The 21,186-nt window shown below is 68.8% G+C and carries 24 protein-coding genes and 1 pseudogene; 4 read left to right on the top strand and 21 right to left on the bottom strand.

The genetic code is table 11. The features are described from left to right. Positions 1–69 precede the first annotated feature (69 nt). The 8 genes from SCI24_RS00770 to SCI24_RS00735 form a co-directional block, all read right to left on the bottom strand. A complete protein-coding gene (locus tag SCI24_RS00770; protein WP_318723464.1) occupies positions 70–1,128 on the bottom strand; it encodes a formate dehydrogenase subunit gamma in 1,059 nt (352 codons plus the stop codon). Positions 1,129–1,140: 12 nt separating this feature from the next. Beyond that, positions 1,141–1,755 (bottom strand): formate dehydrogenase FDH3 subunit beta, encoded by a 615-nt coding sequence (gene fdh3B, locus SCI24_RS00765; RefSeq protein WP_106231288.1) that lies wholly within the window; start codon positions 1,753–1,755, stop codon positions 1,141–1,143. A gap of 10 nt (positions 1,756–1,765) precedes the next feature. After that, entirely contained in the window at positions 1,766–4,621 is a 2,856-nt protein-coding gene (locus tag SCI24_RS00760; RefSeq protein ID WP_318723463.1) for a molybdopterin-dependent oxidoreductase, read from the bottom strand. A gap of 26 nt (positions 4,622–4,647) precedes the next feature. Beyond that, positions 4,648–4,851 (bottom strand): twin-arginine translocation signal domain-containing protein, encoded by a 204-nt coding sequence (locus tag SCI24_RS00755; protein ID WP_318723462.1) that lies wholly within the window; start codon positions 4,849–4,851, stop codon positions 4,648–4,650. Positions 4,852–4,935: 84 nt separating this feature from the next. Continuing rightward, positions 4,936–5,538: a molecular chaperone gene (locus tag SCI24_RS00750; RefSeq protein WP_318723461.1), complete on the bottom strand. Its 603-nt coding sequence runs from the start codon at positions 5,536–5,538 to the stop codon at positions 4,936–4,938. Between the two features lie 4 nt (positions 5,539–5,542). Then, the gene (locus SCI24_RS00745; protein WP_318723460.1) at positions 5,543–7,255 is read right to left on the bottom strand and encodes a 4Fe-4S dicluster domain-containing protein; all 1,713 of its coding nucleotides are present in this window, start codon (positions 7,253–7,255) and stop codon (positions 5,543–5,545) included. A 187-nt stretch (positions 7,256–7,442) separates the two neighbouring features. Then, positions 7,443–8,003 carry a DUF3306 domain-containing protein gene (locus tag SCI24_RS00740; RefSeq protein ID WP_318723459.1) on the bottom strand — a complete coding sequence of 187 codons (561 nt, stop codon included), beginning with the start codon at positions 8,001–8,003 and terminating at the stop codon, positions 7,443–7,445. Continuing rightward, positions 8,000–8,431 carry a DUF3305 domain-containing protein gene (locus tag SCI24_RS00735; RefSeq protein ID WP_318723458.1) on the bottom strand — a complete coding sequence of 144 codons (432 nt, stop codon included), beginning with the start codon at positions 8,429–8,431 and terminating at the stop codon, positions 8,000–8,002. Before SCI24_RS00735 ends, SCI24_RS00740 begins: the two co-directional genes overlap by 4 nt. Before the next feature lie 95 nt (positions 8,432–8,526). On the opposite strand from SCI24_RS00735, the gene SCI24_RS00730 reads away from it, so the two are divergent. Then, the gene (locus SCI24_RS00730; protein ID WP_318723457.1) at positions 8,527–9,372 is read left to right on the top strand and encodes a formate dehydrogenase accessory sulfurtransferase FdhD; all 846 of its coding nucleotides are present in this window, start codon (positions 8,527–8,529) and stop codon (positions 9,370–9,372) included. Positions 9,373–9,375: 3 nt separating this feature from the next. Here the strand turns inward: SCI24_RS00730 and SCI24_RS00725 are convergent, their stop codons facing one another. Continuing rightward, positions 9,376–10,011, bottom strand: a complete 636-nt coding sequence (locus tag SCI24_RS00725) for an XRE family transcriptional regulator (protein WP_318723456.1) — start codon at positions 10,009–10,011, stop codon at positions 9,376–9,378. Positions 10,012–10,161: 150 nt separating this feature from the next. Then, positions 10,162–11,097 carry a histone deacetylase family protein gene (locus tag SCI24_RS00720; protein ID WP_318723455.1) on the bottom strand — a complete coding sequence of 312 codons (936 nt, stop codon included), beginning with the start codon at positions 11,095–11,097 and terminating at the stop codon, positions 10,162–10,164. A 110-nt stretch (positions 11,098–11,207) separates the two neighbouring features. On the opposite strand from SCI24_RS00720, the gene SCI24_RS00715 reads away from it, so the two are divergent. Then, positions 11,208–13,955 carry a bifunctional acetate--CoA ligase family protein/GNAT family N-acetyltransferase gene (locus SCI24_RS00715; protein WP_318723454.1) on the top strand — a complete coding sequence of 916 codons (2,748 nt, stop codon included), beginning with the start codon at positions 11,208–11,210 and terminating at the stop codon, positions 13,953–13,955. A gap of 64 nt (positions 13,956–14,019) precedes the next feature. Here SCI24_RS00715 and pdxH read toward each other — a convergent pair whose 3' ends face one another. The 3 genes from pdxH to SCI24_RS00700 form a co-directional block, all read right to left on the bottom strand. Next, on the bottom strand, positions 14,020–14,661 hold the full coding sequence (pdxH, locus tag SCI24_RS00710) for a pyridoxamine 5'-phosphate oxidase (RefSeq protein ID WP_318723453.1): 642 nt from the start codon (positions 14,659–14,661) through the stop codon (positions 14,020–14,022). Positions 14,662–14,754: 93 nt separating this feature from the next. Further along, the gene (locus SCI24_RS00705; protein WP_250059135.1) at positions 14,755–15,102 is read right to left on the bottom strand and encodes a branched-chain amino acid transporter permease; all 348 of its coding nucleotides are present in this window, start codon (positions 15,100–15,102) and stop codon (positions 14,755–14,757) included. Beyond that, positions 15,099–15,791, bottom strand: a complete 693-nt coding sequence (locus tag SCI24_RS00700; RefSeq protein ID WP_318723452.1) for an AzlC family ABC transporter permease — start codon at positions 15,789–15,791, stop codon at positions 15,099–15,101. Before SCI24_RS00700 ends, SCI24_RS00705 begins: the two co-directional genes overlap by 4 nt. Before the next feature lie 127 nt (positions 15,792–15,918). On the opposite strand from SCI24_RS00700, the gene SCI24_RS00695 reads away from it, so the two are divergent. Then, complete coding sequence (locus tag SCI24_RS00695) at positions 15,919–16,605, top strand: cytochrome b/b6 domain-containing protein (protein WP_318723451.1); 687 nt, start codon at positions 15,919–15,921, stop codon at positions 16,603–16,605. A gap of 70 nt (positions 16,606–16,675) precedes the next feature. Here the strand turns inward: SCI24_RS00695 and SCI24_RS00690 are convergent, their stop codons facing one another. The 6 genes from SCI24_RS00690 to SCI24_RS00665 all read right to left on the bottom strand — a co-directional run bounded on the left by SCI24_RS00690 (position 16,676) and on the right by SCI24_RS00665 (position 19,701). Beyond that, positions 16,676–17,146, bottom strand: coding sequence for a cytochrome c (locus tag SCI24_RS00690; protein ID WP_318723450.1), 471 nt, complete (start codon positions 17,144–17,146; stop codon positions 16,676–16,678). 88 nt (positions 17,147–17,234) lie between these two features. Beyond that, positions 17,235–17,627: a DUF2069 domain-containing protein gene (locus tag SCI24_RS00685; protein WP_133634101.1), complete on the bottom strand. Its 393-nt coding sequence runs from the start codon at positions 17,625–17,627 to the stop codon at positions 17,235–17,237. Next, the gene (gene wrbA, locus SCI24_RS00680; protein WP_318723449.1) at positions 17,624–18,247 is read right to left on the bottom strand and encodes an NAD(P)H:quinone oxidoreductase; all 624 of its coding nucleotides are present in this window, start codon (positions 18,245–18,247) and stop codon (positions 17,624–17,626) included. The genes SCI24_RS00685 and wrbA overlap by 4 nt, the downstream gene beginning before the upstream one ends. Positions 18,248–18,291: 44 nt before the next feature. Then, positions 18,292–18,633 (bottom strand): arsenate reductase family protein, encoded by a 342-nt coding sequence (locus SCI24_RS00675; protein ID WP_318723448.1) that lies wholly within the window; start codon positions 18,631–18,633, stop codon positions 18,292–18,294. A 77-nt stretch (positions 18,634–18,710) separates the two neighbouring features. Continuing rightward, positions 18,711–19,172 (bottom strand): MgtC/SapB family protein, encoded by a 462-nt coding sequence (locus SCI24_RS00670; RefSeq protein ID WP_278030839.1) that lies wholly within the window; start codon positions 19,170–19,172, stop codon positions 18,711–18,713. A 112-nt stretch (positions 19,173–19,284) separates the two neighbouring features. Next, positions 19,285–19,701 (bottom strand): gamma-glutamylcyclotransferase family protein, encoded by a 417-nt coding sequence (locus tag SCI24_RS00665; RefSeq protein ID WP_318723447.1) that lies wholly within the window; start codon positions 19,699–19,701, stop codon positions 19,285–19,287. Positions 19,702–19,816: 115 nt separating this feature from the next. On the opposite strand from SCI24_RS00665, the gene smrA reads away from it, so the two are divergent. Next, entirely contained in the window at positions 19,817–20,410 is a 594-nt protein-coding gene (gene smrA / locus SCI24_RS00660) for a DNA endonuclease SmrA (protein ID WP_318723446.1), read from the top strand. Between the two features lie 67 nt (positions 20,411–20,477). Here smrA and SCI24_RS00655 read toward each other — a convergent pair whose 3' ends face one another. Together SCI24_RS00655 and SCI24_RS00650 are read right to left on the bottom strand one after the other, a co-directional pair. Continuing rightward, positions 20,478–21,008, bottom strand: coding sequence for a DUF934 domain-containing protein (locus SCI24_RS00655; RefSeq protein WP_278030836.1), 531 nt, complete (start codon positions 21,006–21,008; stop codon positions 20,478–20,480). Then, a pseudogene (locus tag SCI24_RS00650) lies at positions 21,001–21,186 on the bottom strand (nitrite/sulfite reductase); the annotation flags it as partial. The gene SCI24_RS00655 and the pseudogene SCI24_RS00650, both read right to left, overlap by 8 nt.

Raw genomic sequence — 21,186 nt, 5'->3', positions numbered from 1 at the left:
GTCTGTTGTATCAGCTTAACAAAAGACACCGCCCGTAGGCGGTGTCGAGGGTCGCCTTCCTGCCAACGCTCAGCCGGAGCGGGGGGCCGGCTCGTCACCCTGTGCGGACGACCGGTCGGCCGTCAGCTGCTCCTCGGGGACTGCCTGGTCCTTGACCTCCTCGTACCAGAGGTTGTGGTGCTCCTTGGCCCAGGTCTCGTCCACGTAGCCGGTGGCCATGCTCTCGAAGGAGCCCTCGGTGCCCAGCGTGCCGATGTAGATGTGGCCCAGGGCGACCGCCGTCAGGCCGAAGGCGCCCACGGCATGGATGATGTTGGCCCACTGCATGGTGTCGCGGGCCTGGCCGTAGTTGGGGAAGTCCAGCACCAGGCCACTGACGATCACCGCGATGCCGGCGGTGGCGAGCAGCCAGTACCACAGCTTCTCGCCGCCGTTGGCGAAGCCTGCGTCGGGATGCCCCTTGCCGACCAGGCCGCCGCCCTTGGCGAACCACGCCAGGTCATGCTTGCGGGGAATGTTGTGGGCCAGCAGGCGCAGCAGCAGGATCACCAGCAGGATGCCGAACAGCGGCCCCAGGTAGTTGTGGATCAGCTTGGTGCCGGACATCATCGCCGCCCAGAAGCCGTCGCCGAAGATCGGGCGGAAGACGGCCTTGCCATAGGCCAGGTTGAGCCCGGTGAGGGCCAGAAGGATGAACAGGGTCGCCACCGTCCAGTGCAGGGACCGGACCACCAGGGACCAGCGCAGGAGCTTGCGCCCCGTTCGCGGCTCGTCGAGCTTCTTGCGGCCGACCACCAGGTAGAAGAGGGCGATCACCACGATCATGCCCACCACGGCGATCACCCCGAAGGGAGACACCCAGCGCTCACGCAGTTGCCGCCAGGTCTCGCCGCTGGCGTTGATCAGGTTGTAGTTGGAGTCGAACCGGCTGTCCCGGTAGTTGGGGCCGGTCTCGCCGCTCTTGATCTGCCGCCAGGCATCGGCGTCCAGGGCCGGGACCGCCGTGGCCGCCTCGCGATCGGGGTCGGCCTGGGCCAGGGCGAACTGGGCGACCCCGAGGCTTGCCACCAGGGCCAGCACCAGAAGGGGCAGTCGCCACAGCGCCCGCCAGGGTGTGGACTTGCTCATGACATGACCTCCTTACCCCTGCTGGGTGGCGTCGTAGGCCAGGGAATCGGCGTCGGCCCGGGGGTTTCCCGACCAGCCGCCATCCTTGTGCCCCCGCTGCACGACCCGCTGGCGGAAGATATCGGCGACCTCCTGGGCATCGCCGGCGAGCAGGGCCTTGGTCGAGCACATCTCGGCACACAGCGGCAGCTTGCCCTCGGCGATGCGGTTGGCCCCGTACTTCTGGTACTCCTCCTCCTTGGTCTCCGCCGGGCCGCCGGCGCAGAAGGTGCACTTGTCCATCTTGCCCCGCTCGCCGAAGGCGTTCTGCTTCGGGAACTGCGGGGCGCCGAAGGGACAGGCGTAGAGGCAGTAGCCGCAGCCGATGCACAGGTCCTTGTCGTGCAGCACGATGCCGTCATCGCGCTGGAACAGGGTCTCGGTGGGGCAGACGGCGATGCAAGGTGCATCGTCGCAGTGCATGCAGGCCACCGAGATGGAGACCTCGCTGGGTTCGCCGTCGTTGAGGGTCACCACGCGACGGCGCTGGACGCCCCATTCCACCTCGTTGGCGTTCTTGCAGGCGGTGACGCAGCCGTTGCACTCGATGCAGCGCTCCGCGTCGCACATGAACTTCATAGTGGCCATGGTGTTCTCCTCAGCTTGCCTTCTCGATGCGACACAGCGTGCACTTGGTTTCCTGCATCTGGGTCACCGAGTCATAGCCGTAGGTGGTGGCGGTGTTGGCCGCCTCGCCGAGCACGTAGGGTGCCGAGCCTTCCGGATAGCGGTCGTGCAGGCTCTCGCCCTGGAACATGCCGCCGAAGTGGAAGGGCATGAAGACCACCTCGCGGGCGACCCGCGGGGTGACCAGCGCCTTGACCTTCACGCGGCCGCCCTCGGCGCCCTCGACCCACACCATGTCGCCCTCGGCGATGGCCAGGTCGTTGGCGAGTGCCGGATTGATCTCGACGAACATCTCCTGCTGCAGCTCGGCGAGCCAGGACATGGAGCGGGTCTCCTCGCCGCCGCCCTCGTACTCGACCAGTCGCCCGGAGGTGAGGATGATCGGGTACTCCCCGGTGACGTCCTTCTCCTGGATGGTCTTGTAGAGGGTGGGCAGGCGGTAGTGGGAGGCCACGTCGTCCCAGGTCGGGTAGTCGGCCACCAGGTCGCGGCGGCTGGTATAGAGCGGCTCGCGGTGCTTGGGGATGGGGTCGGGGAAGGTCCAGACGTTGCAGCGCGCCTTGGCATTGCCGAACGGGGCGCACTCGTGGGCGATCGCCACGCGCTGGATGCCGCCGGAGAGGTCGGTCTTCCAGTTCTTGCCTTCCGCCTCGGCCTTCTCCTCCTCGGTCAGGTCGTCCCACCAGCCCAGGTCCTTGAGCATGGCGTCGGTGAACTCGGGGTAGCCGTCCTCGAGCTCGGAGCCTTCGCTGAACGAGCCGTCGGCGAGGATGTTCTCGCCATTGCGCTCGATGCCGAAGCGGGCGCGGAAGGTCAGGCCGCCCTCGGAGACCTTCTTGCTGGTGTCGTAGAGGATCGGCGTGCCCGGGTGGCCCATCTCGGCGGTGCCCCAGCAGGGCCAGGGCAGGCCGTAGTAGTCGCCGTCGGCGGGCCCGCCCTCGGCCTTGAGGTCGCGGAAGCTGAAGGTATGCCAGTTCTGCTGGTGGGCCTTGAGGCGTTCGGGGCTCTGGCCGGTGTAGCCCACTGTCCACATACCGGCGTTGAACTCGCGGGTGATGTCCTCGATCAGTGGCTCGTCGCCATTCATCTGGTAGTTCTTGACGAGTTCGTCACCGAAGCCCAGCTTCCTGGCCAGCAGGTACATGATCTCGTGGTCGGGCTTGGATTCGAACAGCGGCTCGATCACCTTGTCACGCCACTGGATGGAGCGGTTGGTGGCGGTCACGCTGCCGTAGGTCTCGAACTGGGTGGCCGCCGGCAGCAGGTATACGCCGTCCTGGCGGTCGTGCATGACCCCCGCCACGGTGGGATAGGGGTCGACGATGACCATCATCTCGAGCTGCTGCATGGCCTTCTGCATCTCGGGGCCGCGGGTCTGGGAGTTGACCGCGTGCCCCCAGTAGAACATCGCCTTGAGCCGCGTGCGCTGGGAGATGTCCTCCTCCTGCTCGAGCACGCCGTCGATCCAGCGCGAGACGGTGATGCCGCTGGAGTACATCGGCTGGCCGTCGGCGTACTCGGCCTGGTCGAAGCGCCCCTTCAGCCACTCGTAGTCCAGGTCCCAGACGCGGGCCCAGTGCTGCCAGGCACCCTCGGAGAGACCGTAGTAGCCGGGCAGGGAGTGGGACATCAGGCCCAGGTCGGTGGCGCCCTGGACGTTGTCGTGGCCACGGAAGATGTTCGCCCCGCCGCCGGACTTGCCGATGTTGCCCAGGGCCAGCTCGAGGATGCAGTAGGCACGGGTATTGTTGTTGCCGGTGGTGTGCTGTGTACCCCCCATGCACCACACCACGCACCCCGGACGGTTCTCGGCGAGGCGCCGGGCGGTGTCGCGCATCGCCTCCTCGGAGACGCCGGTGATGTTCTCGACCACATCCGGGGAGAACTGGGCCACCTCCTCGCGCACCTCGTCCATGGCGTAGACGCGCTGGTTGATGTACTCCCGATCCTCCCAGCCGTTCTCGAAGATGTGCCACAGCAGGCCCCAGATGAAGGCCACGTCGGAGCCGGGGCGAATCCGCACGTAGCTGTCGGCCTTGGCCGCGGTGCGGGTGAAGCGCGGGTCGACGACGATGATCTCCGCCTGGCTGCGCTCTTTTGCCAGCAGGATGTGCTGCATGGCCACCGGGTGCGCCTCGGAGGGATTGGAGCCGATGAACATGATCGACTTGCTGTTCTGGATGTCGTTGAGCGAATTGGTCATCGCCCCGTAGCCCCAGGTATTGGCCACCCCGGCCACGGTGGTGGAGTGACAGATGCGCGCCTGGTGGTCGGTGTTGTTGGTCCCGGCCAGGGCCGCGAACTTGCGCATCAGGTAGGCCTGTTCGTTGTTGAACTTGGCCGAGCCCAGCCAGTAGATGCTGTCCGGGCCGTGCTGCTCGGTCAGTTCCAGCACCTTGCTGCCGATCTCCTCGATGGCATCCTCCCAGCTCAGCCGTTGCCACTCGCCGCCCACCAGCTTCATGGGGTACTTGAGGCGGCGACTCGAGTGGCCGTGCTGCCGCAGCGAGGCGCCCTTGGCGCAGTGGGCGCCGCGGTTGATGGGGTGGTCGAAGGCGGGTTCCTGCTTGGTCCAGATGCCTTCCTGGACCTCGGCGTAGACGCCGCAGCCCACCGAGCAGTGGGAGCAGACCGTCCGCTTGGTCTCCACCGGGGCATCGGAGACGGCGGTCTTCTCGGCGGCCTCGGCACGCTGCATCATGGGGGCGCCCATGAAGCCAGCGGCGGCGAGCCCGCCGGTGGTGGCCCCGCTGCGCTTGAGGAACTGGCGGCGGGAAATGCCCAGTCCGCCGGCCCTCGGGGTATCGGATCTAGGTGTCAGACGCATGGCATCGCTCTCCTGGCTCGGGGCCGTCAGTCACGCAGGGTGGCGTAGAAGGCACGGATGTGGGGGGTTTCCCGGTACTCTCGGGAGGGCTCTGCCTCCTTCGCCGTCGGCTTGGCGTCGGCCTGGGCCAGGGTCACGTGACCGACTGCCGCCGCCGCGCCGGCGGCGGCGGTACCGATGCCGAGCGTCTTGAGAAAGCGCCGGCGCTCCGGGTTGCGTGTGTTGGGCATGGGGATGTCTCCTCTACTCATGCTGTCTGCGGCCCTTGCCGGGCCCTGTTGTGTGGTTGTGGCATCACGGTCCGGTGTGGGGCGTCAGGGTTCGACGATCCTGACGGGATCCTCGCGCGACTCGGCCTCGAGTCGCCGGGACTCCTCCTCGATGAAGGCCTGGCCGAGCAGGCCCAGGCGCGCGTGGAAGGGGGTGTCGACCCGGCCGAGATCCGCCAGGCAGTTCGCGGCCCAGGGCGCGAGGTGGGCCATGAAGAAGCGCGCCTCGTCCGGGGCGCGGCCCTCGATCAGCATGGCCATCACCTCGCACAGGGCGGCCAGGTGATCCTCTGGGTCCCGGCTGTGCTCGGCACGCTGGAAGCCCAGCGCCTTGAGGTCACGGCGCAGGGCGACCAGCGCCGCATCCATCAGCTCGCCGTTTCGGTACCAGGAGGCGTAGGGCGTGATGTCGCCCTGCACCACTCCGACCAGGTGGCGGAAGTGGGCCCGCGCGAGATCATCGGCCGTGCTCGCGCCGGCGGCGGCGACCAGCGATGCCCAGCGCTCGGCGAGCAGGGTGCCGTCCTGCTCGACCTCCAGCCCGGCCAGCCATTCGAGCAGCGAGGCATCGGGCGCCTCGCGCAGCAGCCGGGCCAGCAGCCGGTAGACATCGGCCCGCAGGGCGTCGCGCTCGTTCAACTCGTTCATGGCGTCATACCTTCAGCTGCGATTCGGGGTCGCGGGCCATGGCCTGCCAGACATCCTTGACACGGCAGTCCTCGCACATCTCCAGGCGCGTCAGGGCATCGCCGGCGAAGTAGGGATGGTCGGCGAGCTTGGCCTTGAGGGTCGCGACGGTGCTTGCGGTGGCGAAGGGCTTGCCGCAGCGAATGCACGGAAAGGCGGCCTCCTCGTGCTGGACCCGGCGTTCGCGTCGCCCGGCGTTGGCCAGGAAGCCGGGCACCAGGGTGATGGCATTCTCCGGACAGGCTTCCGCGCAGAGCCCGCACTGCACGCAGTCCGCCTCGCGCAGGCTCAGCAGCGGGCGGTCATCGCCGGCGGCCAGTGCCGGGGTGGGGCAGTTGGTGACGCAGGAGAGGCACAGGGTGCAGGCCTCGCCGTCGACCGCCAGGCCGCCATAGGGGGCACCGCTGGGCATCGCATGGCGCTGGCCATCGGGCGTGCCGTGATGTGCCAGGTGGTCCAGCACGCTGTCGAGGCGGTCGCGCTTGTCGCTGCCGGTGAACACCAGGGGATCGCCCTCCAGCGGCGCCTCGCCCGGCAGGGCGTCACGCGCCGCCGTGTCCCCGGCCGTCAGGCGGCTCACCCGTGATGGCGAGTGGCCGAGGGCGTGGAGGAGGGCGTGGGCCTGGGCGAGCTGGTCGTCGATGAAGGCCGTGAGGCGGTCGGGCATGCCGGGGCGGCACTGGATGCGTACCTCGGCGGCACCGCCGGCCAGGGCGGTCAGCCACTGGTCATGGCCGGCGGCCCCCAGTTCCTCGAGGGGGATGTCGAGGACATGGCCCGCGGCGTCCCCTTCCGCGGCCAGGTCGCCGGCCTCGGCGAAGCGCACCACCGGTGCCGTGCCGCCGGCGTCCCGGTAGGCGGCGAGCCAGGCCAGCAGGGTCTCCTGCTGGCGGGCGGTCTCCGGGAGACGGAACTGGATCGCCCCGGTCGGGCAGGCGCTGCTGCAGCTGCCGACGCCGTGGCAGCGGAAGGGGTCGATCTCGATCCAGGCGTCGATCCGGCCCTGGTGGCTCTTGACGGCATCGGCGGGGCACACCTCCAGGCAGCGGGTGCAGCCCGTGTAGCCGCTGGCCGAGTGGGCGCAGAGGGCATTGTCGATCTGGAAGTAGCGCGGCTTGTCGAACTCGCCGACCAGGCCGGCGAGCGCCTCAAGCTGCTCATCGCGCTGCGGGTCATGCCAGGCGAGGGCAATATAGCCGGGCGGGGGCAGTTCGAGGGCAAGCACCGGGGTCTCGCCCAGGTCGAGCACCAGGTCGAAATGCTCGCGGTCGGCCAGGGCCCGCGCCAGGTCGAGCGTGTCGTCCACGCCGGCCAGGCGGACCGAGAAGTGCCCCAGGTAGCCCTCGAGCTCGAGCGAACGGGCCTGCGACCGTGAGAGTCGCTGGCTGGTCATGCCGGCGGTGTCGGCCAGCAGTGCCTCGTCCTCCTGGTCCGGCTCGCCGCCGGCCATGGGCTCGGTGAAGAGCAGGGTCGGCGCCGGCAGGCCCCGGTCGTGCAGGGCGAGAGCGGCACGCCGGACGTCGCGCTCGTTGCCGAGCACCAGGGCGTGCCCCTCGCTGCGGTAGCCGACGCTGGCCGGGGTGAGGTTGACCGGCCAGGAGACACGCTGGCGTGCCGCCTCCCGCGCCTGCCGGTTGCGGTCATCATCCACCGGCATGATATCGATTCGCTGGTTCATGCAGTCTCGCGGTCGGGTTGCGTAGGTTGAACTTGTTCTTGTTGTGAAGTGCTAATTTACCAGTGTTGGTCCAATCGGCGCCGCGCGCAAACGCTCCCTTGGTCTAATGCACAGGACAGATGCATGGCCCCGACAGGCCGGTTCTATGGACAGGCCACGGGGCTTGCCGGCTGCGCCCGCCCCGGCGTCATCCCGGTTGTTCATGGGAGCGTGGTGCCTCCTGTGGCTCGGCGGTATCGGCATGCGACACCTGTTCGGTTGCCTCCGGGGGAGTCTCTTGGTGGCCCTCGCCATCGGTGGCCAGACCCTCTGACGGGACCTCTTCCGGTGTCTCGTCGTCCTCCAGCTGCCGCCGCGTCCAGTGGCGCAGCCGCTCGGCCACCTCGCCGGCCAGGGGCTGGAGCTTCTCCCGGTAGTCATCGTCGTAGTCGTCGAGGCCGTCACGGATGCCGTAATGCGACCCGGCAAAGAGGCGTCGCAGGGCGCGCTTGCGCAGTCCGCTGCTGACCCCGGAGGCCAGGTAGGCCTTGATGTCGCTGCCGACCGGCAGGGTCTCCGGGTCGGGCAGGGTGTGGTCCAGGCTGCCGGGTTCTGGCGCACCTGCCGGTGAGGCTTCCCGATCGGAGCGGTCGTCGGACGACGGCGATACCGGAGCAGGCTCATCGCCCGCCCGAGGCGGCAACGGCGCTTCGGGCGATGCCGGGTGCTCGCCGCGCTTCAGGCGGGACCATCTCTCGAAGCGGCTCATGCCCCGATCTCCCTGGCGCGCCCGGCTCCCTTGCGCTTCTTCTTGCGCCCCTCCACCGGGGCCTCGCCATGATGGGCGAGGTAGGCCTCGATCCAGGCCTGTATCGCCAGCGGCATGGGCACTTCCAGCACCCGGTGCTCGCCATCGAGCCAGCCCGCGGCCACCTCCTGGCTGGCGGTGATGGCGGCGGGAACCGGCTGGGCGCCGGCCTCACCGGCCCTGACGAACAGGCGAGGGGTAGCACTGGAGAGGTTGAAGCGGTAGGCGGCCCGCTCGGTCATGTAGAGCTGCAGGTCCAGGGTCCAGGGACCGGCATGCCCGGGGGCGAGGTCGATGATCCTCCAGCGGGTCGTGGTGAAGCCCTTGATGGCGAGCGGCTCGCCGGCGACATCGAAGCTGAGGGAGCGAGTGCTGCTGATTGGTGACATCTGACGAATTGCTCCAGCCTTGTGTCCATGTAGTAAAGACAGTAGAGAAAGACAATGCCATCATCGTCAATCAACGTTCTGTCGAGGAGCCGTCGATGCACGACATCAGCCTGAGCCGGGCGCGCCTGCCTGCCACCCTGGAGATCGAGGTGCTCGACGAGTTCGGCGAGGCGAAGCGGCAGGCCATCGCCGCGGAACGGGCCCTCACCGTCTATCTCAACAAGCGGGAGATCGTCACGCTCATGACCCTGGGTGCCGACCCCGAGGCCCTGGTGGTCGGTTACCTGCGCAACCAGGGGCTGCTGGCCGAGCGGCGGGACCTCCAGGCGGTGCACGTGGACTGGGAGGTGGAGGCCGCCGCGGTGGTCACCCGCCACCTGCCGGAGGACCTGGAGGAGCGCCTTGGCCAGCGCACCGTGACCACCGGCTGCGGCCAGGGCACGGTCTTCGGCCGGCTGCTCGAGGCGACCTCCCTGCGGCCGTTGCCGGCCACCGTGATGCGCCAGTCGGTGCTCTACCGGCTGCTCGACAACCTCGGGGCCTACAACGAGACCTATCGCAGTGCCGGCGCCGTGCACGGCTGCGCGCTGTGTCGCCAGGAGGCGGTGCTGGACTTCGTCGAGGACGTGGGGCGGCACAATGCCGTGGACACCCTGGCCGGACGCCAGTGGCTGCTGGCGGCGGAGAGTGCCGACGCCGACATCTTCTACACCACCGGGCGGCTGACCTCCGAGATGGTGCTCAAGGTGGCGCAGATGGGGATCGGGGTGCTGGTGTCACGGTCGGGCGTGACCCAGAAGGGGGTGGAGCTGGCCGAGCGCTTCGGCGTGCTGCTGATCGCCCGGGCCAAGGGACGCCACTTCCAGGCGATCCATGGCGCGGGGCGGCTCGAGCTCGATGCCGTCCCCGCGCGGCGCCCGGGGGACCGGGTGCGGGTCTGAGCCTCAGGTGCTGCCCTCGCCCCGGGTGCAGACCGACAGCACCGCGGCATCGTCATCGCTGACCGAGACCAGGGCATGGCCCATGGCGCTGTCGAAGTAGATGCTGTCGCCGCTGGCCAGGGCCAGCGGCTCGTAGTACTCGGTGTAGAGCAGGATCTCGCCGTCCAGCACCATCAGGAACTCCTCGCCGTCGTGGCGCACCCATTCGCTGAACTCGTCGAAGGCGCGCGCCCGCACGATCGTCTTGAAGGGGATCATGCGCTTCTGGGCGAGCTCGCAGCTGAGCAGCTCGTGCTCGTAGGTCGGAGTGGGGTGGCGCTGCCCCTCGCCCCGGCGGGTGAGGTCGCGCCGCCCCATGGTGCGGGGCTGCACCCTGGGTGGCGAGAGCAGCTGGGGGAGGTCGATGCCCAGGCCATTGATCAGCTTCTGCACCGCGGTGAAGGTGGGAGAGATCTGATCGTTCTCGATCTTGGAGAGCGTGGAGCGCGCCAGGCCGGTACGCTGGCTGACGTCCTCTAGGGTCCACTGGTGCGCCAGGCGAATCTCCTTGAGTCGCTCGCCGAGGCGCAGCGGCTCGACGAAGGGCTTGCGGCCGGCGGCGATCCGCAGGGCGGCATCCTGATCGGTGGTGGCGGTCATGCGCTGTTCACTATGGGAAACGAGGTTTCCCCAAGCCTACCACAGTCGCCGCGTGCGGCCCCACGCCGGCGACGCCGTCATGCCGAGGAGCGACGGGCGAAATGCCTGTCCGGCGGAGGCTCGGCTGTTTCCCGGCGACGAGAAACGGCTTCAATTGCCGAAGGGCAGTCCGAGCAGGGCCTTGAGGTGGGCCTCGGCACTACGCCCCAGGGAATCCAGGTCATAGCCGCCTTCGAGTACCGACACCAGGCGGCCATCGGCATAGAGGGCGGCGATCTCCAGCGCCATGTGGGTGACCCAGTGGAAGTCCTCATCCTCCAGGCAGAGCTCCGCCATGGGGTCCTCGCAGTGGGCGTCGAAGCCCGCCGAGACGAGCACGATCTCCGGCTTGAAGGCATGCAGGGCGGGGAGCCAGTCGTCCTCGATCGCCTGGCGGAAGGCGGCGCTGTCGGTGCCGGCGGGCAGGGGCGTATTGACCACGTTCTGCCATTCGCTGCGCAGGTAGCGCCAGGGGTAGAACGGGAACTGGAAGCTGGTGCAGACCAGCACCTCGGGATCATCCTTGAAGATGTCGATGGTGCCATTGCACTGGTGCACGTCGAAGTCGAGGATGGCGATCCGGCGAGCCCCGTACTTGGCCCTGGCATGCGCGGCACCCACCGCCACGTTGTTGTAGAAGCAGAAGCCCATGGCGTCGGTGGCCTCGGCATGGTGCCCCGGGGGACGCACCGCACAGAAGACGTTGTCGGCCTGGTGGCGGAACACCTGGTCGACCCCGCGCACCACCGCCCCCGCGGCCACCCTTGCCGCCTTAAGGCTGTCCGGGTTCATCATGGTGTCACTGTCGAGGGTGACGATGCCCTGCTCCGGGACGCACTTGTCCAGGGCCCGCAGGTGGCGAAGGGGGTGGACCCGGGCGAGCTGCTCCTCGGTGGCCTCCCGGGCCTCCGACTGCATGGTCTGCTGCAGCACGCCGGAGAGCATCAGCCTCGCCCGGATGGCATCCAGCCGCAGCGGGCTCTCGGGATGTTCGGGGCCCATGTGGTGCAACTGGCAGTCGGGGTGAGTAATGTAGGCGGTGATCATGCACTGGCTCCGAAGTGACTGAGGTCACCTTAATCGTGACGCCCGCTTGCAGAACAGTGTCAATAAGTCTTACACAATAAAGGGCAACGTTCCTTCAGGGAGGATCCTGCTTGAGCACCCGCTTCCTGCGCCACTTCTTCGAGCCCACCACCATCGCGGTGATCGGGGCCTCCGAGAAGCCCCATTCCATGGGCGGCCTGGTGATCCGCAACCTCCGCGAAGGCGGCTTTGCCGGCAGCGTGTGGGCGGTCAATCCCAAGGGCTATGAGTCGGTCTTCTCGATGCCCTGCGTCAGCCGGGTCTCGCAGCTGCCCGAGGTGCCCGACCTGGCGGTGATCTGCTCGCCGGTGGAGACGGTACCGGGCCTGATCGAGAGGCTCGGGCGCTTCGGCGTCAAGGCCGCGCTGGTGCTCTCCGGCGGTGCCCACCTCGACGATGCGCGGGGCGACAAGGGCTCGATCCGCAGTCGTATGCTCGCCGCCGCCAGGGCCTCGGGCATCCGCGTCCTCGGCCCCGAGTGCATGGGGCTGATCGTGCCGGGGCGCAAGCTCAACGCCTCCTATGCCAGCCAGCCGGTGAAGGCCGGGCGCGTGGCCTATCTCGGCCAGTCGGGGATGCTCGGCAATGCCATGATCGACTGGGCCGCCGGCCGCGGCATCGGCTTCTCGCACCTGCTCACGGTGGGGGACAGCGTCGACGTCCTGCTGCCCGACCTGATGGACTATATCAACCAGTTCTCGCCCGCCCAGGCGATCCTGCTCCATCTCGAGCGCATCATGGATGCCCAGCACTTCATGACCGCGCTGCGCGATGCCTCGCGCAACCGGCTGGTACTGGCCATCAAGAGCGGGCGCACCGCGGAGTCCGACATTTCCGGCCTGCCGCCCACGCCCGGTATCGCCAATCGTGACCAGGTCTTCGATGCGGCCTTCGCCCGGGCGGGGGTGGTCAGGGTCGATGACTCCGACGAGCTGTTCGATGCCCTGGAGACGCTCTCGCGCATGAAGCCCCTGAAGGGGGACCGCCTGGCCATCGTCTCCAATGGCCTGGGGCCGGCGATGCTGGCCATCGACAAGCTGATCAACGCCGGGGGCAAGCTGGCCAGCTTCAGCGAGGCAACCCGCGATGCCCTGCGCCGAGGCGACTTCGACATGAGCAAGCCTGGCGAAAACCCGGTGGACCTGGGCGGCAATGCCAGCCCGGAGCGACTCGTCGAGGCCCTGGAGATCGTGGCGGCCGACCCGGGCGTGGATGCCGTGCTGGTGGTCCATGCCCCGACCCGCCTGGCCCCGTCGAAGACCACCGCCCAGGCGATCATCGCCGCACGCAAGCGCTTCCGGCGCAACCTGCTGACCAGCTGGATGGGCCTGGAGGAGGCGCTATCGGCACGCCACGAGTGCAACCTGGCCGGCATACCGACCTACATCTCCCCGGAGAAGGCGGTGAAGGCCTTCATGCACATGGTCGACTATCAGCGCGTGCAGGCATTGCTCCAGGAACTTCCCCCGAGCCTGCCCTTCACCACCACCCCGGAGATCCGCCGGCGCTGCCGGTCACTGATCGAGGAGGCCCGCGAGACAGGCCGCGAGTGCCTGTCGCACTCCGAGACCGCGCAGGTGCTGGAGGCCTACGGGCTCCCGGTGGCCCCTAGCCGCTATCCGCAGACCGCCGAGGAGGCCGCCGAGGCAGCCACCGCCTTCGAGGGCCCCATGGCCCTCAAGGTGGTCCACGAGGGCAACTGCCGCCCCTTCCGCTACCGCCAGCACCCGCACAAGATCTCCGCCGGCCTTGTCCAGGACCTGGCGAGCCCTGAGCAGGTCGCCGAAGCCGTGGGTCGTCTTCACGACAAGGTGAAGGAGAAGTTTCCGGACTTCGCGATCCGCGAGTACTGCCTGCAGGCCATGCAGCGCGGCAAGCACTCCATGCAGCTGTGCGCCGGCATCACCCGGGATCCGATCTTCGGTCCGGTCATCGTGTTCGGTATCGGCGGCTACAAGGTCAATATCCTGGCCGACCGCCAGGTGGCACTGCCCCCGCTCAACATGAGCCTGGCCTCGGACGTGGTGGGGCGCACCCATGCGGCCCGACTGATCCGCGAACACTCCAGCCATCCTGAGCGTGACCTGGCGCGGCTCTGCGAGCTCTTGGTCAAGCTGTCACAGATGGCCAGCGATCTGCCTCAGCTGCGCGGCCTGGAGCTCAACCCGCTGCTGCTCAACCGCGATGGCGTGGTAGCGGTGGACTTCGCCATGGACCTCGGCCCCCCCGCGCGGTTCGCGATCATGCCCTATCCCGAGGAGCTGCGGGAGTGGGTGACGCTCAAGAACGGCTGGCAGGTGGAGGTTCGCCCGATCCGGGCCGAGGACGCGCCGCTGATCACCCGTTTCCACGAGCAGCTCTCCGAGGAGAGCATCCGCTTCCGCTACTTCCACAACAAGGCCGACCTGACCCAGCGAGACCTGTCGAACCTCTCGCACATCAACTACGACCGGCAGATGGCCTTCATCGCCGAGCACCTGCGCGATGACGGCAGCAAGGAGATGCTCGGCGTGGTCCGCGTATGGAACGACCCGGACAACATCCGCACCGAGTTCTCGGTCATCATCCGCGACGACCTCCAGGGGCTGGGCATCGGCAGCCTGCTGATGAAGAAGATGATCAGCTACTGCAAGAGCGTGGGCACCCTGGAGATGATCGGCAAGATCATGGTCGACAACCACCCGATGCGCGCGCTCATGAAGCACCTGGGCTTCAAGCAGCGCTACAACATGGAGGAGCAGGTGGTGGATGCGGTGCTGCGGCTCAACGAGCCCGAGAGCGACTGGCAGAAGCATCGCCTGGAGAGCCTGCCGGACTGAGTCACCCGCCGAACGACGACGGCCCCCGTAGGCGGGGGCCGTTCCTTGGGAGCCGAAGGCGAGCTCAGGGCGCCAGGCGGAAGCGGTGCCAGCTGCCGTCGCGCCGTTCGTAGCGGATACGGTCGTGGAGCCGGCTCGGCTGCCCCTGCCAGAACTCGATCATGTCGGGAACGACCCGGTAGCCGCCCCAGTGGATGGGGCGCGGAACCTCCTGTCCCTCATAGGCGCGCTCGAAGCGCTGCTCGCGCTCCGCGAGCCAGGTGCGATCCGGGATCACCACGCTCTGGGTGGCCACCCACGCCCCCAGCTGGCTGCCGCGCGGGCGAGTGGCGAAGTAGGCATCCGACTCCTCGGGCGCCACCTGCTCCACCCGGCCCTCGACGCGCACCTGTCGGGAGAGCGACGGCCACCAGAAGACCAGGGCCGCATGGGGCACGTTGGTCAGCTCGCTGCCCTTGTGGCTGTGGTAGTTGGTGTAGAAGACCAGCCCCTGGTCGTCGATGCCCTTGAGCAGCACGATGCGGGCATGGGGGAGGCCCTGGCTGTCGGCAGTGGCCAGGGTCATGGCATTGCCGTCATCTCCCTCTTCTTCCAGCGCCAGGGTCAGCCACTCGTCGAACAGCGCCATGGGCTCGTCGGGGGTGGCGGACTCGTCGAGCTGGCCACCTTCATAGTCGCGCCGGATGTCGGCAATCTTGCGTGTCATGACCTTCTCCTCGGATTTTGTGCCATGGTCGCCGCTCGCCGGGTCGAGCTCAATACCTCGAACGGGGCGGGTGAGAGATATTTTCGGCTAACCTTATGGCGCCCAGCCCAGCTGCACCATCGCCATGTAGGCGCCGGTCCCGCCGATGATCGACAGCAGGGCGTTGCGCTGCCACAGGTGCAGGCCCACCACCGCCAGGGAGGCGAGGATCATCGGCCAGCCATCCGCTGCGGCATTGAGCTGGCCGTCGGCCAGCGGGCGGAAGTCGCGCAGGGCGTAGAGCACCAGGATCATCATCACCGCCGGCGGCAGGTAGCGCCCCAGGTGCAGGATCAGCGGGTGCTCCGCCTGTCGCGCCAGCGCCACGAAGGGCAGCACCCGGGTCGCGAGGGTCGCCGCGGCACACACCATGATGAATCCCAGCAGGTCGAGGCCGTTCATGGGCGACCTCCGGGCTGTCGACGCCGATAGTCGACCAGCAGCACCAGGCTGGCCGCCCCGATGGCCCCCAGCAGCAGGTGGCGGTCCGGCAGCAGCAGCATGGCCCCGAGACCGGTGGCCAGGGCAATGGCGAAGGGTAGCCACTGGCGCAGCCGTCGTGCCTGTTCCAGGGTCAGCACGATGAACAGCGCCGTGAGGGCGAACTCGATGCCGCGGCTGTCGAACGCCAGGGTCGTGCCGACCAGCACCCCGGCCATCGAGCCCAGCACCCACCAGAGCTGATTGAGCAGGCTGACCCGAAAGGCCTGGGCATGGTCCAGGCCGGCGTCCCCGGCCTGGCTGGTCAGCAGCGAGTAGGTCTCGTCCGTGAGGGCGAAGACCAGGTAGGGCTTGCGCCAGCCGGCCCCCTGGAAGCGTCGCAGCAGGGAGAGGCCATAGAAGAGGTGGCGGGAGTTCAGCATCAGGGTGGCCACGGCCACCTCCACCAGGCCGGCGCCGGCGGCGAGCAGGGTGACGGCCAGGAACTGCCCGGCCCCGGCATAGATGAGCAGTGACATCAGCAGCGCTCCCCAGGCCGGGATGCCCACCTCGATGGCGAGGATGCCGAAGGCCGCCCCCAGTGGCAGGTAGCCGAACACGACCGGCAGGGTGGTGACACCGGCTTCCTGCCAGGCATGACGCTTGGGCAAGGTGGACCTCCTTGTCGTCGTGCGGCATAGCGCCGACACTTTGATGAGCAGAACATTATACGCCTAGGCGGGCCGGGCCTCACCCGCCGGCAAGGATGTCGTTCCAACACCGCGAGGAGCCAGCACGATGCACCAAGTGAGGGTCTGGGACCTGCCGATCCGCCTGTTTCACTGGGCCCTGGTGAGCGCCGTGGCGCTCTCCTTCTACACCATGAAGACCGGCGGCGCGCCCTTCGTGTTTCCCGTGGAGATACATGGTCGGGCCGGCCTGGTCGTGCTGGGCCTGCTGCTCTTTCGCTGGGGCTGGGCCCTGGGGGGCAGCCGGCATGCGCGGCTGTGGCACTTCCTGCACGGGCCCGGGGCCATCGTGGACTATCTGCGCGCCCTGCGCCGCGGGCCGCTGCCGCCCTATGCGGGTCACAACCCCCTCGGGGGACTGGCGGTACTGGCCATGCTGGTGTCACTGAGCGTCCAGGCGGTCAGCGGGCTCTTCCTCAGCGACGACATCTTCTTCCAGGCGCCGCTGCATGACCGGGTCCCGGCCGATGTCAGCGACACCCTGCGCACCCTGCACCACTGGAATGCACAGCTGCTGATCGTGCTGATCGTGCTGCACCTGGTGGCCCTGGTGGTGCATCGGCTGAAGGGGGAGCGCCTGGTGGGCGCCATGGTCACGGGGCGCAAGCAGCTGCCGGCACGTCCCGCGGACCTGGCAGTCGAAGGCACGGACCCTGTGCGTGGAAGCCCCTGGCTGGCGGCTGTCCTGCTGCTGGTCGCCGTCGGGGTGGTGGGCTGGCTATGGTGGCAGCTGTGACAGGCGGCGGGCTGAGGTCAGGGCCGAGGCGTCACAGCGAGCCGCCTCGGCGCTGCGGCGTCGCGCCGGATCACTCGGCGCGGTAGTTGTCGTGGCAGCCCTTGCAGGTGTCGGCGACCGTCGCCACCTGCCGGCGCATGGCGGCGAAGTCATCCCCGCGGGCGAGCTCGGCCAGGGTGGCGGTCTCCTCGATCAGGGTCTGCTGGCGGGACTCGAAGTCCGCCCAGTCGTCGGCGATATCGGCCAGGGCATCGGTGTCGACACCATGGCCGCCCCCCCGCAGGGAGCCCTCGACGAACCCCTCCCAGGGGAGAGGCGCCACGGCGGCGAGGTTCTCGGCACGGCGGGCGAACACCTCGGCGTCGTAGTCGATCTTGCCCTGGGCCATGTCACCCAGCGGGCCGATCTGCCAGGCCATGACGCCCAGGGCATCCTGGCGGTACTCGATGGCCTTGTCGACGTCGGCCTGGCTGCTGGTCGAGGCGAGAAGGGCGGTGGTGAGGGTGGCGGCAGCGATGAGGGAAAGGCGGGATAGAGGCATCACGATCTCCGTTTCGTGTCCGTTGAGGGGATGACCGGTCGCCGCTTGACGCCGGTCACGCTCAGCCTAGCAGCTCCCTCGCCATCCGCTAGTCGGCCCGCTGCTGCCGGCTGCGGAAGCGGGCGTAGGCCGTGCAGCCGACGAACAGGGCCAGGGCGACCAGGGCCTCGGCTCCGCCGCGCAGCCCCTGGCCGGGCAGGGTCGCCACCATTACCCCCTGGGTGAAGTAGAGCAGACTGACGAAGGCCAGCCAGGCATGGCCGCGGGGGCGGCGCGTGAGGATCGAGGGGAGGAAGAGCACCAGCGGCAGCACGAAGGCCAGCAGGGGCACCAGCGGATTGCCGTCGGTGGTGACGATCACCCCACGATAGACCATCAACGCCAGCAGCAGGCCGTAGCTGCCCAGCACCAGCCGGCGCGAGCCGTCGGTCAGCCGGTCGAGCCCCTTGCGGGCTTCCACGCCTTCCAGCCACTGTCTCATTTGGCCTCCCGGCGCGAGGCCTCAAGGGCCAGGGCCAGCCGGGCCAGGCGCTTGCCCTGGGCGAAGGCCAGGTGGCGCTCATGCTCGTCCAGCGGCCGGTCGCTGCGCTTGCCGGCGACATGGCTCGCCCCGTAGGGCGTCCCGCCGGCGGCGGTCTCCATCAGCTCGACCTCGCTGTAGGGCAGGCCGGCATAGACCATGCCGTGGTGCAGCAGCGGCAGCAGCATCGAGACCAGGGTGGTCTCCTGGCCCCCATGCAGGCTGGAGGTCGAGGTGAAGGCCGTGGCCGGTTTGTCGACCAGGGCGCCACCGAGCCATAGCTCGCTGGTGCCGTCGATGAAGTACTTGAGCGGAGCGGCCATGTTGCCGAAGCGGGTCGGGCTGCCGATGGCCAGGCCCGCGCAGTGACGCAGGTCATCGAGGCTGGCATAGACGGCACCCGCCTCGGGAATCTCGGGGTCGACGGCCTCGCAGGTGGTCGAGACCGGTGGCACGGTCCGCAGGCGGGCCTCGATGCCGGGGCAGGACTCGACGCCGGCAACGAGGCGCTCGGCCATGGCGCGGGTGGCGCCGTGGCGCGAGTAGAAGAGGATCAGCACATAGGGGCGGTGGTCGGTCATGGGGGTTCCTGATGGCCTGAAGAGACGTGGCGTGCGGATGGCGCTCAGTCGAGCAGGGCAAAGGCCGCCTCGGGCGGACGGCCGACGACCGCCCGTCGCCCATCGTCGGCGATGGGCCGCTGCAGGATGCGCGGGTGGGTGACGATGGCATCGATCACCTGGCGGGGATCCTCGACATCGGCCCCCAGCTGCTTCCACTCGGTCTCGTTGCGCCGCACCAGCGCCGAGACACTCCCCTCCAGGCGCCGGACCAGGGAGCGCAGCTCATCGGCATCCAGCGGCTCGTCCAGGTAGCGGCGGACGGTCACCTCGGCACCGGCCTCCTCGAGCAGGGCCAGGGCCTGGCGTGACTTGGAGCAGCGCGGGTTGTGGAGGAGGGTGATCATGGACGCGTCCTTTTGCCACTCGGAGAGAAGGGGGCTCATTGTAGGCTGCGGCGGAATCTCGCCACAACCGACCGGACTCAGTCTGCGTCCCGGTGGCCGGGGAGGACGCGCTCGATGGCGCCCAGGACCGACATGATCACCAGCGCCATGAAGGTGACCATGGCGGCCAGTGCGAAGTTGTTGACCCCGGCCGCAATGCCGATGGCGCCGGCCAGCCAGATCGAGGCGCCGGTGGTGATGCCGTGGACACTGGCGCCGCTGCGAATGATGCTGCCGGCCCCCAGGAAGCCGATGCCCCCGATCACCCCTTCGACGATACGCGTGGGGTCGATGCGCGCGGAGGGATCTCCCTCGGCGGTGGCGAAGAGGATCTCCAGCCCCACGATCAGGAAAGCCGCGGCCCCGAGCGCCACCAGCATGTGCGAGCGCAACCCTGCGGGCTTGCCGCGCAGCTCGCGTTCCAGGCCCAGCACCAGCGCCAGGCCGGCGGCCACGCCCAGTCGGGCGAACATGTCGAGCAGCGAGATCTCGCTTTCCATGACATCTCCTTGAGCCGAAAAGACCGCCGGGGGTGGTGGGGTGAGGCACGGCGGGGCCGGCTTCAGTGACAGGATATCGCCTATCCCCACCCCCGTATAACCGCGAAGCCGCCTAATCGCGTCGTCGATAGGCCCAGGCGCGGCGGCCATCCGCCAGCGTCACCTGGACGCGATCATAGCGAATGCCCAGCCGCTCATAGCGATCCAGGCGGGCCAGCTCCCCGGCATCGACGGTCAGCACCAGGCCTTCCACTTCCCCGCGAGGGGCCTTTTCAAGATCCAGGTCGTTGCGCCGGTAGCCCTCCAGCACGGCGGGCTCGGGGTCGCCGACACGTCCGTAGACCAGCCAGCGGACCGGCGCATGGGTGAGGGTGCCATAGACGAAGACCCGGTGGGGCCCCTCCTGGACGGGAGCCAGGTGGTCGGGGCGGTCGTAGGTCCAGGGGCTGAGCAGGGAGAGCCACAGCCAGCCGGCCAGGGCCAGCGGGGTACCGAGGGCCAGGGCCCCCAGCCACTTGAGGGGTCGCATGGGGTATCCTTGTCATGGTCCGAGGGCCATCCTGCCACGATCGGGCCGGCGACTTAAGCCGCCGGGACGGCTCTGCTAGGATGGGATTTCCCCCATGACGTTCAGGAGGTGCCCCATGAGCCAGGTGAATCGCGACGACGTGGATTTCCGGGCACTGATGGAGGATGTGCGCCCCCTGCATGGCGCCACCAACCGGGCCGACCCCGGGCGCGCACGGCACGCACCCAGCGAGGCGCAGCTGGCCAGGCGCGAGAGTGCCGCGGCCGAGGCGGCGGGTCGCGACTTCCTCTCCGACGACTTCGTCGATCTGGTGCCGCCCTTCGACCCCCTGTCCTTCTACCGGGACGGCATCCAGCAGGCGGTGGTCGACCGCCTGCGCCACGGCGGCTACCCGGTGCAGGCCAGCCTGCACCTGCTGCGTCGGCCCCTGGAGGAGTGCCGGCGCCTGCTGCCGCCCTTCATCCGCGAGGCCTACGCCCACGACCTGCGCTCGGTATTGATCGTCCACGGCCGGGGGCGCGAGATCGACAGCCCGCCCAACGTGCTGCGCTCCTACCTGGCGAAGTGGCTCGGTGCCTTCGACGAGGTTCAGGCCTACGTCTCGGCGGCCCAGGCAGACGGTGGCCTGGGCGCGACCTGGGTGATGCTGCGCAAGAGCGAGCGGGCGAGGGCCGCGAACCGGGAGCGCCAGCAGAAGCGCCGCGGCTGAGACACCCCGGATACAAACGACGCCGCCGGCCCTCGGGCCGGCGGCGTGTTCTGCACGGAAGGGGGCGTCAGGCCAGCGCGGGTTGCGCGCGCCGCTGCGCGAGTTCGCGCAGGCGACGGCGGAACAGCGGCTCGGGGTCGTCGGTGCCCGGCTGGTAGCCGCGACTGAAGGTATCCAGGGCGCGCAGGGCATCCTCGACGACCTGGTCCTCGCGCAGCGAGAAGGCGTCGAAGCCGCAGCGGGACATGTAGAACAGCTGGTCGATCAGCACGTCGCCCAGGGCGCGAATCTGGCCCCGGTAGCCATGCCGCTCGCGCAGCAGTCGGGCGATGCTGTAGCCCCGGCCATCGGTGAACTTCGGGAAGTCGATGCCCACCAGCGGGGCCGCCATCAGCTCGTCGGCCAGCGCCGGCGTGAGCTCGGTGTCGCTGGGCAGCCAGGGGGCCAGGTCGTCGCGCCGGCCGGCGGCCTGCCACACCGCTAGGGGGACCAGGGCGGGACCCTGCGCAGGGGCGGTCTCCTCGTCGTGGCGGATCCAGTGGTCCTCGACCAGGCGGCGCTTGACGATCAGCGGGCGGGTGACGGTCTGCTCAGGCATAGACACGCTCCTTGAAGGGTTTGAGGCCGATGCGGCGATAGGTGTCGAGGAAGGTCTCGTCGGGCTGGCGGCTGCCGACATAGACCTGCAGCAGCTTGTCGATCACCTCCGGCACGTCCTCGCGGAAGAACGAGGGCCCCAGGATCTTGCCCAGGGAGGTGCCGTTGCCCTGGCTGCC

Origin of the sequence: Halomonas sp. (assembly GCF_033549285.1) — a bacterium.
Taxonomy (GTDB): Bacteria; Pseudomonadota; Gammaproteobacteria; order Pseudomonadales; family Halomonadaceae; genus Halomonas.
The sequence above is the reverse complement of the archived record's forward strand: the minus strand, read 5'-3'. Positions and strand labels throughout refer to the sequence as shown.